A 13,781-nucleotide genomic window follows, 5' to 3' on the forward strand; every position below is an offset into this window, starting at 1 on the left:
ATATTTGTCCGCATTTTTCTCGCTGATTTCTGCCCAATTGTGATACGTCTTGCAGTACCTGCCATATTTGCTCCGAAATCATCCAACACATAAAAAAGCCACAGAAGAACTTTTAATCCTTCTGCGGCTTTTTTATATCACCCGCGCTTTTTAATCTCCAACACCTTTAAAGCTTCTTCTACTATGTCTTCAGGCGTCAAATGATATAGCTTCAAAAGCTCATCGGGCTTGCCAGACCGCCCAAATACGTCCTTTATCCCTACCAGCCTTACGGGAACAGGTACTCTTTCACTGACTACCTCGCATACCGCTGAACCTAATCCCCCTATCACGCTGTGCTCCTCTGCTGTCACTATCGCTCCTGTCTCCCACGCCGCTTTCACTATCAGCTCCTGGTCTATGGGCTTTATCGTGTGTATGTCTATCACCCTCGCGCTTACCCCTTTCTTCTTTAACTCTTCATGGGCTTCCAGCGCCGCTGCCACCATTATCCCCGTCGCTACTATGGTCACGTCGCTTCCTTCTCTTAGCTCTATCCCTTTGCCTATCTCAAACCTGTAGCTTTTATCATCGTATATCACAGGCACTCCCATCCTGCCCAGCCTGATGTACACAGGGCCTTTGTACTCGCACGCCGCTTTTACCGCAGCCCTCGCCTCTACATCGTCCGCTGGGTTTATAACCACCATTCCCGGTATCGACCTCATTATCGCTATGTCCTCTACTGACTGGTGGGTCGCTCCATCCTCTCCCACCGTTATGCCTGCATGGGTCGCTGCTATCTTTACGTTTAACCTGGGGTAGGCTATGGAGTTCCTTATCTGCTCAAAGGCCCTCCCTGTGGCAAATATCGCAAAGGAGCTGGCATAGGGTATCTTCCCACATGTGGCCAGGCCAGCTGCTGTACCTATGAGGTCCTGCTCTGATATGCCCATGTTGAAAAACCTATCGGGATATTTTTTCGCAAACTCTGCCGTCTTGGTGGATTTTGATAGGTCTGCATCCAGTACCACTACGTCTTTGTTGATCTCTCCTAGCTCTACCAGCGCTTTGCCGTAGGATTCTCTCGTCGCTATCTTCTCGCTCATCTCAATCCCCCAATTCTGTTAGTGCTTTTTTCATCTGCTCTTCGTTGGGTGCGCTCCCGTGCCATCCTACCTGGTTCTCCATGAAGGATACTCCCTTACCTTTTACGGTATGGGCTATCACCATGGTAGGTTTGCCCTTGGTCGCTTTCGCTTTCTCTACCGCGCTTTTTATTTGATCGTAGTCGTGTCCGTCTATCTCCAATACGTTCCACCCAAAGGCCTTCCACTTGTCTGCCACAGGCTTTATGGCCATGACTTGGTCGTTGGCACCGTCTATCTGCAGCTGATTGTAGTCTAAAAATGCCGTGAGGTTGTCCAGCCTGTAGTGGGCTGCGCTCATAGCCGCTTCCCACACCATGCCTTCCTGTATCTCTCCGTCTCCCAGCATCACGTACACCCTGTAGTCTTTTTTGTCCAACTTAGCAGCCAACGCCATGCCGTTGGCCGCAGACAATCCCTGCCCCAGGGAACCTGTGGTCATGTCCACACCAGGGGTGCTCTTCATGTCCGGATGACCCTGCAGTATGGATCCTACCTGCCTCAGCCTCATCAGCTCTTGTTTGGCAAAGTAACCCCTCTCGGCTAATACCGCGTATAGTGCCGGCGCTGCATGGCCCTTGGACAGCACAAACCTGTCTCTGTCCTCCCATTTGGGGTTGTTGGGATCTATCCTCATCACGTCAAAGTACAGTGTGACAAGAATGTCGGTAGCTGACAGCGACCCTCCGGGATGTCCGGATTTTGCCGCTGTCACAGCCTTTATTATGCTCTTCCTGACTTCTGTTGCGATGTGTGCCAGTCTCTCGTTATCCATGAATCTTACCTCCTACTTTATATCTTCAAATTGGCCTTCTTCCAGTCCTCTTTAAACCTCTGTATCCCCGCGTCTGTCAGAGGGTGTTTTATCATCTGCATTATGACTTTATACGGCACGGTGGCTATGTGGGCACCCAGTTTGGCGGCTTTAAGCACGTGTATGGGATGCCTTACGCTGGCCACGATTATCTCGGTGCTTATGTCGTAGTTTTTAAATATCTCGACTATATCCTGTATGAGCTGCATGCCCTCTGTGCTTATGTCGTCCAATCTTCCCACAAAGGGGCTTACGTACGTGGCTCCTGCCCTGGCTGCCAGCAGCGCCTGGTTGGCGCTAAATATGAGGGTCACATTGGTCTTTATCCCCTCTTTTGAAAGCACCTTAACGGCTTTAAGTCCTTCTGCTGTCATAGGGATCTTGATAACTATGTTGTTGTGAATTTTGGCCAGTTTTCGCGCCTCCTGTATCATGCCTTGGTGGTCATCGCTTATGACCTCTGCGCTTATAGGTCCGTCTACAATGGATGCGATCTCTTTTATTACTTCGATGAAATCCCTGCCCTCTTTGGCCACCAGCGATGGATTGGTGGTAACCCCTGCTATTACCCCTAAATCGTTGGCCTCTTTTATTTCCTCCACATTGGCCGTGTCAATAAAAAACTTCATACCCATCCCTCCCGTTTTTAATGTTTTAATACTGCTTCCAAAATCTTTTCAGTACTTAAACCTATATCCTCGGCTAATCTCAAAATAGTGTACCGCTGCCTCACTTCTTTAGCATTGAGCAAGGCATCGCCAAGCAACTGACGGTTTACGCCAATTTCATCCGGCATCTCCGGTGCGCTGATCTCCCGCAATATACCTCTTATATGAGCTCCAGAGGGGACATTTTCCTCTACCCATTTTTTCATACGCTCCCAGTTATCGCGTATTTTGTCCTGCCTTTGCCTTCTTTTTCCCTCATCAAGGTAAAAATTGTTCAAATCCCTTAAGACCTCATCGGCCATAGCACCGTAAGTGCTTTTTATTCTCAACTCATATTCTTCGCGGGTCTGAGATGCCCTATTCGACATCAACCTTTCTACCTCATCCGGCGCCAACGAAAAAATGTAATGATAAATCGCCGATACTATAGCGCTCATCACGCCAACCTTTGTCCCATGGAAATGCCGCTCTACTCCTGATGATATTTCCTTCATCTCTAAATAATGAGACAAGTGATGCTCCGCACCGGAGGCAGGGCGAGAATTGCCGAATTGCAGCATAGCAATACCCGACGTGACCAGCGCTTCCATCAACTCTTTTACCGCTTTTTTATCTCTATTCACAATACCCCTGGATGCCTTTACGCATTTTTCTATCGAAATTTTCACCAAACTTGCTATATCCTCCGAGTACGCTTCATCCGCCACAAGGCTGCTTATATACCAATCCGCCAAAGACGTGTATTTGCCCAGGATATCGCCAAAACCTGCCGTTACCATATCGTAAGGCGCCCGGGATATAATATCAACATCGCCAATGATAAAAACAGGGTACACAGCCGGATATGTTCTCTTAAAACCTTTAAAAATTAAAGGCGAAACAGACGATGCGTACCCGTCCATTGACGGTGCCGTAGCCACTATGCCATAGGGTCTATCTGTTTTAAAGCTTATAAACCGTACCAGGTCATTTATCGTCCCCGAGCCCACCGCCACCAAAAACTTCACATCTTTTTGCATTTTTATAAGGATTTCGCCTAAAGCGCCTTCATCAGGAACCAGCATACCGTCGCGTTCCAGAACGCACTCAGTTGCATCAAATCCCCCGTCTTTAAGCTGAGATATAACACAAGATCCCGCTGCTTTATATGTGTTATCATCGCATACAACCATAACCTTGGAATGCCCAACGCCTACTTTTTCCATTACATGCGCGATGCTTTTTACAGCACCATCTTCCACGAGAATTTCTTTTATAGGAATGGATTTATTCATGACTAAAAGATAAGCGCTAAAAAGCGCCCTAATTTCCCCCTCTCAATAGGCATTTTAAAGCTCAACTCTGGCTACCAATGGCTTTCTCAACCTGGATGCCCGCTGTGGAACTTCTCACTTTCAACTCAGGTTTTACACATATATTGATGGGTTCCTCAAAAGCTTTTCTGCCCATATCGATAAGCTTAAACAGGATCTTGGCCGCCTGCCTGCCCATCTCCTCTTTAGGGTGTATTATGCTGGTAAGCTTCACATCCGATAACACCGCATAATCAGAATCGTCAAATCCCACAATTGACACGTCATCAGGTATGCTTAAACCCAAATTCCTCAATGCCTCTATCACCCACATGGCTATCTGGTCGTTGTAGCAGACTATAGCCGTGGGCTTTTTACCTTCTCTCTCAAATAATTTGGTAACCATATACGACGGTTTTGTCCTCATCTCTTCGGTGGTATACCATATGATATTGTCCTCTTTAATCCTCACGCCGTACTCCCTCAGTGCCCTAACATACCCCTTATACCTGTTTAAACCCTGGTTGTCGTCGTTTTTAAAGACGCCCACAATATCGCGATGGCCCAGCTTTATAAGATGTTCTGTAGCCAAAAAGCCCCCACCTTCATCATCCTGTATTATATATGAAGGCTTTAATTCATCGTAATAGCTGTTTATGAATATATAGGGAATCCCTTTCTTTTTTAATTCCTCAAAATAGTTGAGGTTAATATGAGGAAGTGCGCTCTTTGTAGGCTCGATAATAATGCCTTTTATGTTCTTGGTAAGTATATTCTCTAATATATCAATTTCCCTTTCTATTCTGTTGTTGGTATTGTAAAGCAGTATGGTATAGCCTTCTTTAGAAAGCACTTGATCGACACCCTTTATTATCCTGGGGAAAATATAATCGTTTATATACGTGGTTATCACAGCGATATTTTTGCAATCAAAACTTCTGGCTGCCGATCGATCAGCGCAAAAAGTCCCTACTCCCTGTTTTCTGTAAATCCAACCTTCGTTTTCTAATTCGTCCAAAGCCTTTCTGACGGTATGCCTGCTCATGTGAAATCTGTTGATAAGCTCGCTCTCTGTAAAAACCGGATCGTGGGTATTTAAATTTTCTCTAATTATATACTCAATGATGTACTCTTTAAGCTGTTGATATTTTGGTACATTTGCCGCCAATACTATACATCCCTTCCTGACAATATCACGAACATACTATCCTTATAGAATTATACCATTTTTTCGCTCCAATATAAAGTCAAAATAACCAATGGGTTGTCATTACATTTGCATATCTTATTCAACCCTGCCCGTACTTTGTCATATACCTTTCGTGGGCCCTCTTAACCTCTTCTTCAGGTATTTCATCAGGCTGACCTAAAAGCAATGCCAGATGCACTGTTTTGGCCACATCCTCCACCATAACAGCAGCTTTAACCGCTGCCTCAGGAGACTTCCCTATTGTAAACACCCCATGATTTTTCATCAGGATAGCAGGGCTGTCCCCTATATACTTAACTATGGCCTTGCCTATCTCTTCCTCCCCTATTCGCGCATAAGGTCCTACCGGTATAGGACCGCCAAATTCATCGGCAATGGCCGTGAGGTAAACAGGTATAGGCCTGCCCAAAGCAGCAAAGCTAGTAGCGTACGGCGAATGGGTGTGCACAATTCCCATAACGTCTTCCCTGTGCCTGTACACGTATAAGTGCGTCGCCGTATCCACTGACGGCTTTAACCTGCCTTCTATCACATTTCCCTCAAGGTCCACTACCACCATGTCCTCAGGGGTCATCTCATCGTATAACACGCCGCTGGGCTTTATGACTACATACCCCGTCTTCTCGTCCCGACCGCTGACGTTGCCGCTGGTCATGGTGACGAGGTTGTTCTTTGGCAACATAAGATTCATTTTCCATACCCGTTCTTTTAACTCCTCAAGCATTGGCAACCCTCTCCTTTATAGCTTTTAACCTCTTCATCACATCATTCTGCCCTCTGCCAAAGTAATCGTGGAGCATTTTGTACTCCTTAAACAGCTCATCGTATACCTTCACGTTTTCAGGTATCGGCCTGTACACTGTATCCTTTAATCGAGGTATTACTTTTGCTGCTTCAAATATGCTGTCAAAACCTCCCCTCTCTTTGCCCGCTGCTACAGCACCAAACATGGCAGCACCCAGCGCCGGTGTTTGAGCCGATTGCGACACCTTTATTTCCAGGTTGGTTACATCAGCGTATATCTGCATTAAAAGAGGATCTTTTTCCGCAAGACCTCCGCAAGCATACAGCTCTTTTACTTCCACACCGCTGCGGTTAAACGCCTCTATAATGGTCCTGGTGCCGTAGGCCGTCGCCTCAATCAAAGCCCTGTATATCTCTTCAGGCTTGGTGGTGAGATTCATCCCTAGGATCATACCCGTAAGATCAGCATCTACCAGCACAGACCTGTTGCCATTCCACCAGTCTAAGGCTAACAACCCGCTCTGTCCCGGCTTTAAACTAGAGGCTTTCTCCCTTAAATACCCAAAAGCGCTAATTCCCCTTTCTTCGGCCTGTCTCTTGTATTCATAAGGAAGGCACGTCTCTACATACCATGCAAATATGTCCCCTACAGCCGATTGCCCAGCTTCGTACCCGTACAATCCGGGTATTATCCCATCCTCCACAACGCCGCACATGCCGGGCACCTCCACTTCTCTGTCGCCCAAGACCATATGGCATATGGACGTGCCCATCACCATGACCATCTTGCCCGGCGACGTCACTCCCACCGCAGGCACCGATACATGGGCATCCACATTACCCACTGCCACTGCCACTCCAGGATTTAAACCTATAAGTGACGCCATCTCCGGTCTCAATTCCCCTGCCTTTGTGCCCAAGGGATATATGTCCCTACTGAGCTTTTCATCAACCAGATTCTCTAGACGGGGGTCAAGGGCTTTGTAAAAATCACTGGAAGGATAGCCCTTTCGCTTGTGCCATATGGCCTTATAGCCCGCTGTACAGCTATTTCGCCTCTCATTGCCTGTGAGCATCATGACCACCCAATCGGTGGCTTCGATGAACTTATCTGCGGCTTCATATACTTCCGGCGCCTCGTTTAACACCTGCCAGACCTTAGGGACCAGCCACTCTGACGATATCTTGCCTCCATACCTTGAAAGGAAGTCCTCCCCTCGCTGGGCAGCTATCTGGTTTAACTTGTTGGCTTCAGGCTGCGCCGCATGATGTTTCCACAGCTTAACGTAAGCGTGAGGATTATGAGCAAACTCAGGTAAATCGCACAGGGGCGTGCCGTCTTTTTTGATGGGTAGTATGGTACAAGCTGTAAAGTCTATGCCGATGCCTATGACATCCTCCTTGTTTACCCCCGATTTTCTCAGGACATCGGGTATAATCACTTTGAGGACCTCGATGTAGTCGTCAGGGTGCTCCAGCGCCCAATCCTGACCCAGCCGCGTGCCATCGGGTAGCCTCTCATCCATAACGCCATGGGGATATGCCATCATAGACGAAGCTACTTCTTGGGCTGTGTCTATATTGAGCAGCAGAGCCCTGGCGGATTCTGTGCCATAGTCAACGCCTATAGAGTATTTAGCCATAAAAAATTCCTCCTTACCTGATACAATAGTTATTCGTATATTTATTTATATCACGTCAATTGTACGTACATTTAATATATTCTACATGCTTTTTAAAATTCCTCTTAAAAATAAAAATTTTTGTGTTGACAAAAACTGCATCAGAATATATAATTTAAAATAACAAAATCTTATCGAAATACTTGGATTTAATGATTGGAGGAAACACATGTACCATGTTAAAGCTTTGAAAGCATTGTCCGTTATATCGTTACTCCTTGCGATAATAACTTTTACCACAGCGTGCGATACAAAAACACAAAGCAAAAATTCCACTATAAGAATCGGTTTTTTCCCCAACATAACGCACTCGCAGGCGCTGATAGGAAAAGCCCAGGGTCAGTTTCAAAAAGCGTTGGGAGAGAAAAACAAGATTGAATGGAAGCAGTTCAACGCAGGTCCCGCTGAAATAGAGGCGCTGCTCTCGGGACAAATAGACATTGGGTACATAGGCCCAGGGCCAGCAGTAAATGGATACGCCAGGTCAAATGGTGAACTTCAGATAATAGCAGGAGCTGCAGATGCAGGGGCTATACTGATCTCCAGAAAAGACCTTAAAATCAAAAATCTCAAAGAACTAAGTGGAAAAAAGGTCGCTATCCCCCAGTTTGGAAACACCCAGGATTTGTGTTTAAGAGGCATACTCAAAGAAAATGGGTTGAAAGACATAACCAAAGGAGGAACAGTAGAGATCGTACAGGCCGAAAACCCCGATATAAAGGTATTACTGGATAGGGGAGAAATAGACGCCGCTCTGGTGCCAGAACCATGGGGCTCAAGGATGATAAAAGAAGTAAATGCCAACATAGTCCTGGACTACGACAGTATATTGAATAACGGAAATTACGCCACTGCTGTAGTAATAGCAAGAAAGGAGTTCATAAAAGAACACCCGGATATAGTAGAAAAGTTTCTAAAAACCCATGTAGAACTGACCGAATTTATAAACAATAATCGGGAAAAAGCAATGGAGATTGTAAACAGCCAATTAAACGAGTTGACAAAAAAGCCTTTGTCAGAAGACATACTCACCAGCTCATTTAACAGGCTTAAGATAACTTATGACCCTGAAAGAAACTCTGTGGTAGACTTTGTAAATCTATCACTGGATACCGGCTTTTTAAAACAAAAACCTGACCTCAAAGGGCTTTTTAACCTGGACATACTGAATAAGGTTTTAAAAGAGGAAGGCAGGCCGCAGATCAAATAGCCTAAAAGAAAGAGGTGTACATATTGAGCTTAAAAATCGCCAGTGTCAGTAAAAGTTTTGCAAATAAGCATGGGAAAAATCACGTCCTGTACAACATTGACCTTGAAATAAAATCAGGTGAGTTTATATGCCTGCTGGGCCCTTCAGGATGCGGCAAATCAACTCTTCTCAATATTATAGCCGGTCTAGAAAAGCCTTCAGAAGGCAGCGTATTTTTAAATGGAACTGAAATAAAAGGTGCAGGGCCTGATAGGGCAGTCATGTTTCAGGAATCAGCCCTTTTCCCCTGGCTTAAGGTCATCGATAATGTAGAATTCGGCATGAAAATGGCCGGGATCCCAAAAACAGAGAGAAGAGAAAAGGCGCTAAAATACCTTAAAATGGTTCACCTTACCAGATTCCAGAATTCACTGGTACACGAGCTGTCAGGAGGCATGAAGCAGAGGGTCGCCCTTGCCAGGGCATTGACCCTGGACTCTGAAGTGTTGTTAATGGATGAGCCCTTTGCTGCCCTTGATAGCCAGACAAAAAATATCCTATTGCTAGAACTGCAGCGCATCTGGCTGGAGACCAAAAAGACCATAATATTTGTAACCCACAATATAGAGGAAGCAGTACTGCTTGCAGACAGAATTATTGTAATGGCTGCTAATCCAGGAAGAATAAAAAAGATATACAATGTACAGCTGGCAAGGCCAAGGCAGTCGGGAAGTCTGGATGTGGCGTATATAGTAGCTGACGTAATGAAAGAATTGAAAGAAGAGGTGGAAAAGGTTGCAAAATCTGAGTTCGACGATGACTGGGATATTAAAAAAGACACTGTTTTATATAATGCTGATAGCAATCTGGGAATTGGCTTATAAACTTGGTGTCGATTTGCTGAAGATATGGAAACCGTACACATTTCCCTCCCCTCTTTCCGTATTTAGCACACTGGTAAGCCTAATAGCCGATAACAGCATTGGAGTCGCGGTGCTGGCCAGTATGAAAAGGCTTCTCATAGGCTATTTCATTTCACTGGTAATAGGTACTACCATTGGGCTAATTATGGCTCGCTTCAAATACCTGTACGAAAACTTAAACCCAATAATATTGGGGCTTCAAACCCTGCCAAGCGTTTGCTGGTTACCTTTTGCTATACTGTGGTATGGGTTAAGTGAAAGCGCAATTATTTTTGTAATAGCTATAGGCTCTACTTTCGCCATCGCTATCTCCATCGTATCAGGAATCAAAAACGTAAACCCTTTATACATCAGAGCCGCTAAAACCATGGGAGCGAACGGACTTAAAATATACTCCAATGTAATTATACCAGCCAGTTTGCCCAGCGTAGTCTCGGGGATGAAACAGGGATGGTCTTTTGCATGGAGGTCTCTTATGGCCGGTGAAATGCTTTACGCCACCAAGGGACTAGGACAGATCCTCATGGTGGGAAGAGATCTGGCAGATATGAGCCAGGTCATGGCGGTAATGATAGTAATAGTCGTGTTGGGACTTATGGTTGACAATTTGATTTTCGGAAAAGTTGAGACAAAAATAAGGTACAGGTGGGGCCTTGATAGGACATGACCTTTCACGGTTTTATCCTTTTGCCCCATACAGCTGTACCGTTCTGATCAAAGCCGGTAAATACCAGAGTGGGACGCCAATTTTCCCAGTCCCATGCCGGAATAACTTTGGCTGTTTCAATCCTGTATGCGCCTTTAAGTGCATGATCAGGATCATAAAAATACAGTTTTACATTATTTTTGCCACTAAACTCCCAATAATCTTTGCCGTTTCCTTTATCAATCTTGCCGTTTTTGAGGAGAGTAATAGTTGTCGAAGTCAGCTGAGAATTATCATCTTTATCCAACTCGATTATCTGCCAGTCCCCTATTACATCTTCTCTATTCAACTGTTGCTCAAATTCACCAGCATAACGCTCAGGGGATACCATAGGCCATCCGTCATCAGACCATAAAATTTTCCTCACATGAAGATAAGGCCAGTTTGTATCTTGATCCCCCCTCGCATGGTGAATTATATAGTAGTCGTTTCCGTCTTGCAGTACAGAATTATGTCCAGTAGCCACCCATCCATTGCTTCCCTCAAATTGATAACTGTTCAGTATTTTGGTGCCAGCATTTAAGCTGGTGTCCGTCATTAAGTTACCGTTGTAATCCGCATAAGGGCCATCTATTCTATCAGAACGCGCCACTCTTACGTTATAATCGTACATCAATGAATCAAAAGATGTAAAAAGATAATATTTTTTTTGTTGTTTATTATAGATAATATACGGGCCTTCAATAGCATCCTGTCCGCCTCGCCTGGCAATAAGCTTAGGCCTTGCGCCCTCCAGCGGCTTACCCGTTTTAGGGTCCAGCTGTATGATATATATACCACCGAAAAATGACCCAAAATCCATCCATATATTTCCATCAGCATCGTAAACTATATTGGGGTCCAGCGCATTCCACTCATCACCCTGCCTTGATTTTAAAACAGCTCCTTTATCTTCCCATGGTCCTTCTATGGATTTGCTGGTGGCAACACCAATAAAAGACTGATTTTTCCCAAAAGTTGATGCTACGTAATACAAGTAATATGTATCGCCTATTTTAGTAACATCTGGAGCCCATAAATTAGTTGCACCCGTCCACTTTTCTGCTTCCTCAGGCACCCCGTCCAAGGCATATCCTACCCATTGCCAGTGAATTAAATCTTTGGATTTTCGTACCTGTATTCCAGCTCGCGGCATCCCACCGACCTTTACATCTGTCGAAAATATATAATACCACTCTCCATCCTTAAAAATAGATGGATCATGCACATTCATCATGCCCCATTTTGCCTCGTCATTTATTATAGATGAATCATAAAGGCGATCCCGGGGAGGTTCTTTCGGGTAAATTATAGAAGAACCTCCGTTATCGCTAGAACAGGATGACACAACAATTCCCAACATCCCTGTTAAAACAAAAAATATCCATTTCCTCACTATACATACTCCCCCTCTAGCAATTTTACTTTTCCCTCACCCATACCATCATTTCGCCTGGCGCTCGGTTCGCCCATGCAAAATACGGTATAAATTTTATGCTCACAGGTTTATACGTCACATTAACATCTGCCTCGTAAAGCTCTTCTCCCCACGGCCCATAATCTTCTCTCTCTGCCTCTGCCTTTATCACACACACGCCGTTTAACAGATCTTTTTCGTATTCTACCTCAAATTTACTTCCTTTTGGCAACACTATGTTGTTCAGGTTTGAACCGTTATCCACTTCCTCTAGGCAGTACACTACAGGCCCTCTCTGTACAGCAACCCTCCCTTCATCTTCCCTTACATTGGGATTCGCTCTCATCTTTAATACGGGCATTGATAGCAATAGCTCTACTCTGTCTTTTCCCCATCTTCTCTTTATACTTACATAGCCTTTGTTCATTGCACCTATCTCTATCTCTTCTCCATTGACCCTGACCTTTGCATCTTTACACCAGCCAGGAATCCTCAGTAACAGCGTAAACTCTGCTTCTCTTTCAGCACAAATATCTATTGCTATTTTGCCATCCCACGGATACTGGGTTTGCTGTTTTACTTTCACTTCTTTCTCCGTAATTTTCGCCTGTACTTCGCTATCTACGTACAGGTGTATATATAACTCATTTTCCCCTGTAGAGTAAATATACTTGCCTAACGAAGTCAATAACCTGGCTACATTGGGAGGACAGCAAGCGCATCCAAACCACGGCTGCCTGGTGTACTTTACATGAGCTTTAACTTTATTCTTCTCACACGCCTCAGGCCATACTTCCAGAGGATTTACATAGAAGAATTTTTTCCCGTCCAATGACATCCCGCTGATCACTGAATTGTATAACGCTCTTTCCATAATATCAGCGTAACGCCTGTCAGGATCAATCTGCAACATCCTGTGGGCAAAAAACACCAGGCCCACCGCTGCACAGGTCTCAGCATAGGCCGTATCGTTAGGCAAATCGTAGTCAAATGTAAAGGCTTCACCTATAGACATGGAGCCAATACCACCTGTGATGTACATCCTCTTAGTTGTTATGTTATCCCACAACTTCTTGCACGCCTGAATCAGGCTCTCATCTCCGGATTCTACAGCTACATCAGCCATACCAGAGCACAAATAAACCGCTCTGACGGCGTGACCTTCTGCGCTGGTCTGTTCTCTTACTGGCAAATGCACCTGAAAATAACTTGGCCCCAGCTCATCCCACATGCTGTAGAAATTCTTATTCCCTCGGGCCTGTGCCTCTATTTCAAAGTAAAGGGGCTTTTTACCTCGCTCATCAATAAAGTACTTACTCAGCTTTAAATACCTCTCTTCGCCAGTAACTCTGTAGAGCTTAACTAATGCCAGCTCTATTTCTTCATGACCGGGATATCCTTTTTTCTTGCTCGGCTCCGGCCCAAAGACAGAGTCTATATGATCGGCAAGCCGACATGCCACATCCAGCAGCTTTCTCTTACCTGTTGCCTCGTAATAAGCCACAGCAGCCTCTATCAAGTGCCCGGCGCAGTAAAGTTCATGGCAGTCCCTCAGATTTGTCCATTTTTTATCAGGCTCTTTTATGATAAAGTACGTATCTAAATACCCATCGTTCTGCTGAGCTCTGGCAATTAAATCTATCACTTCATCAGCGGTTTTCTCCAGTTCAGGATCAGGATAAACGACAAGGCTATAGCTTACTGCTTCTAGCCACTTATATACGTCGCTATCCTGAAATACCATTCCGGCAAATTCGCCCTGGATTTCACCTGCTGCAATGCGGAAATTTCTAATAGCGTGACTGGGTTCTACACCAGGTACGCGATCGTTTAGCACGTCCCATTGATAGGGTATCACCACGTCTTTAATTAATTTTACATAATTCCACCAGAAGCCCTCGTTAATTTTTACCTGCTTTAGCGAAACGGGCTTTGCTTGAAATTTTGCAGCATTATTCATAATCTCTCACTCCATTCTATTTTATGATGATTTATGATAAAGCAGGCCGCCAAAATCCTCTTGACAGCCT

General features: G+C 45.0%; 12 protein-coding genes. 3 read left to right on the forward strand and 9 right to left on the reverse strand.

Translation table 11 applies throughout. The features are described 5' to 3' along the window. Positions 1-137: 137 nt before the first annotated feature. From CALPO_RS0104450 to CALPO_RS0104480, 7 genes are all read right to left on the reverse strand, one after another. On the reverse strand, positions 138-1,088 hold the full coding sequence (locus tag CALPO_RS0104450) for a transketolase family protein (RefSeq protein ID WP_026486258.1): 951 nt from the start codon (positions 1,086-1,088) through the stop codon (positions 138-140). A 1-nt stretch (position 1,089) separates the two neighbouring features. After that, positions 1,090-1,902 carry a transketolase gene (locus CALPO_RS0104455; RefSeq protein ID WP_026486259.1) on the reverse strand — a complete coding sequence of 271 codons (813 nt, stop codon included), beginning with the start codon at positions 1,900-1,902 and terminating at the stop codon, positions 1,090-1,092. Between the two features lie 17 nt (positions 1,903-1,919). Next, positions 1,920-2,570, reverse strand: a complete 651-nt coding sequence (gene fsa / locus CALPO_RS0104460; RefSeq protein WP_026486260.1) for a fructose-6-phosphate aldolase — start codon at positions 2,568-2,570, stop codon at positions 1,920-1,922. A 17-nt stretch (positions 2,571-2,587) separates the two neighbouring features. After that, positions 2,588-3,883 carry a sn-glycerol-1-phosphate dehydrogenase gene (locus CALPO_RS0104465; RefSeq protein ID WP_026486261.1) on the reverse strand — a complete coding sequence of 432 codons (1,296 nt, stop codon included), beginning with the start codon at positions 3,881-3,883 and terminating at the stop codon, positions 2,588-2,590. Between the two features lie 61 nt (positions 3,884-3,944). Then, complete coding sequence (locus CALPO_RS0104470) at positions 3,945-5,069, reverse strand: GntR family transcriptional regulator (RefSeq protein WP_026486262.1); 1,125 nt, start codon at positions 5,067-5,069, stop codon at positions 3,945-3,947. Positions 5,070-5,190: 121 nt separating this feature from the next. After that, on the reverse strand, positions 5,191-5,835 hold the full coding sequence (locus tag CALPO_RS0104475; protein ID WP_026486263.1) for an L-ribulose-5-phosphate 4-epimerase: 645 nt from the start codon (positions 5,833-5,835) through the stop codon (positions 5,191-5,193). Then, positions 5,828-7,498: a ribulokinase gene (locus CALPO_RS0104480; RefSeq protein ID WP_026486264.1), complete on the reverse strand. Its 1,671-nt coding sequence runs from the start codon at positions 7,496-7,498 to the stop codon at positions 5,828-5,830. Before CALPO_RS0104480 ends, CALPO_RS0104475 begins: the two co-directional genes overlap by 8 nt. A 208-nt stretch (positions 7,499-7,706) precedes the next feature. Between CALPO_RS0104480 and CALPO_RS0104485 the strand changes: the two genes are divergently transcribed. Genes CALPO_RS0104485 through CALPO_RS0104495 form a run of 3 tightly spaced genes read left to right on the forward strand, consistent with a single transcriptional unit; the run spans position 7,707 to position 10,316 of the window. Then, positions 7,707-8,747: an aliphatic sulfonate ABC transporter substrate-binding protein gene (locus tag CALPO_RS0104485; RefSeq protein WP_026486265.1), complete on the forward strand. Its 1,041-nt coding sequence runs from the start codon at positions 7,707-7,709 to the stop codon at positions 8,745-8,747. Between the two features lie 14 nt (positions 8,748-8,761). Next, the gene (locus tag CALPO_RS0104490; protein WP_245589883.1) at positions 8,762-9,610 is read left to right on the forward strand and encodes an ABC transporter ATP-binding protein; all 849 of its coding nucleotides are present in this window, start codon (positions 8,762-8,764) and stop codon (positions 9,608-9,610) included. Further along, the gene (locus CALPO_RS0104495) at positions 9,579-10,316 is read left to right on the forward strand and encodes an ABC transporter permease (RefSeq protein ID WP_218915142.1); all 738 of its coding nucleotides are present in this window, start codon (positions 9,579-9,581) and stop codon (positions 10,314-10,316) included. Before CALPO_RS0104490 ends, CALPO_RS0104495 begins: the two co-directional genes overlap by 32 nt. A 4-nt stretch (positions 10,317-10,320) precedes the next feature. Here CALPO_RS0104495 and CALPO_RS0104500 read toward each other — a convergent pair whose 3' ends face one another. Together CALPO_RS0104500 and CALPO_RS0104505 are read right to left on the reverse strand one after the other, a co-directional pair. Further along, positions 10,321-11,730 carry an arabinan endo-1,5-alpha-L-arabinosidase gene (locus CALPO_RS0104500; RefSeq protein ID WP_026486268.1) on the reverse strand — a complete coding sequence of 470 codons (1,410 nt, stop codon included), beginning with the start codon at positions 11,728-11,730 and terminating at the stop codon, positions 10,321-10,323. A 25-nt stretch (positions 11,731-11,755) separates the two neighbouring features. Next, entirely contained in the window at positions 11,756-13,711 is a 1,956-nt protein-coding gene (locus CALPO_RS0104505) for a glycoside hydrolase family 127 protein (protein ID WP_026486269.1), read from the reverse strand. Between the last annotated feature and the right edge of the window lie 70 nt (positions 13,712-13,781).

Origin of the sequence: Caldanaerobius polysaccharolyticus DSM 13641, from assembly GCF_000427425.1 — a bacterium.
In the GTDB taxonomy this organism is placed as follows: Bacteria; Bacillota; Thermoanaerobacteria; order Thermoanaerobacterales; family Caldanaerobiaceae; genus Caldanaerobius; species Caldanaerobius polysaccharolyticus.

What these genes read in the sequence shown, in the direction of transcription:
- CALPO_RS0104450 (WP_026486258.1), bottom strand. Translation starts at nt 1,088, where the DNA reads ATGAGCGAGAAGATAGCGACGAGAGAATCCTACGGCAAAGCGCTGGTA.
- CALPO_RS0104455 (WP_026486259.1), bottom strand. Translation starts at nt 1,902, where the DNA reads ATGGATAACGAGAGACTGGCACACATCGCAACAGAAGTCAGGAAGAGC.
- fsa (WP_026486260.1), bottom strand. Translation starts at nt 2,570, where the DNA reads ATGAAGTTTTTTATTGACACGGCCAATGTGGAGGAAATAAAAGAGGCC.
- CALPO_RS0104465 (WP_026486261.1), bottom strand. Translation starts at nt 3,883, where the DNA reads ATGAATAAATCCATTCCTATAAAAGAAATTCTCGTGGAAGATGGTGCT.
- CALPO_RS0104475 (WP_026486263.1), bottom strand. Translation starts at nt 5,835, where the DNA reads ATGCTTGAGGAGTTAAAAGAACGGGTATGGAAAATGAATCTTATGTTG.
- CALPO_RS0104480 (WP_026486264.1), bottom strand. Translation starts at nt 7,498, where the DNA reads ATGGCTAAATACTCTATAGGCGTTGACTATGGCACAGAATCCGCCAGG.
- CALPO_RS0104485 (WP_026486265.1), top strand. Translation starts at nt 7,707, where the DNA reads ATGTACCATGTTAAAGCTTTGAAAGCATTGTCCGTTATATCGTTACTC.
- CALPO_RS0104495 (WP_218915142.1), top strand. Translation starts at nt 9,579, where the DNA reads ATGCTGATAGCAATCTGGGAATTGGCTTATAAACTTGGTGTCGATTTG.
- CALPO_RS0104505 (WP_026486269.1), bottom strand. Translation starts at nt 13,711, where the DNA reads ATGAATAATGCTGCAAAATTTCAAGCAAAGCCCGTTTCGCTAAAGCAG.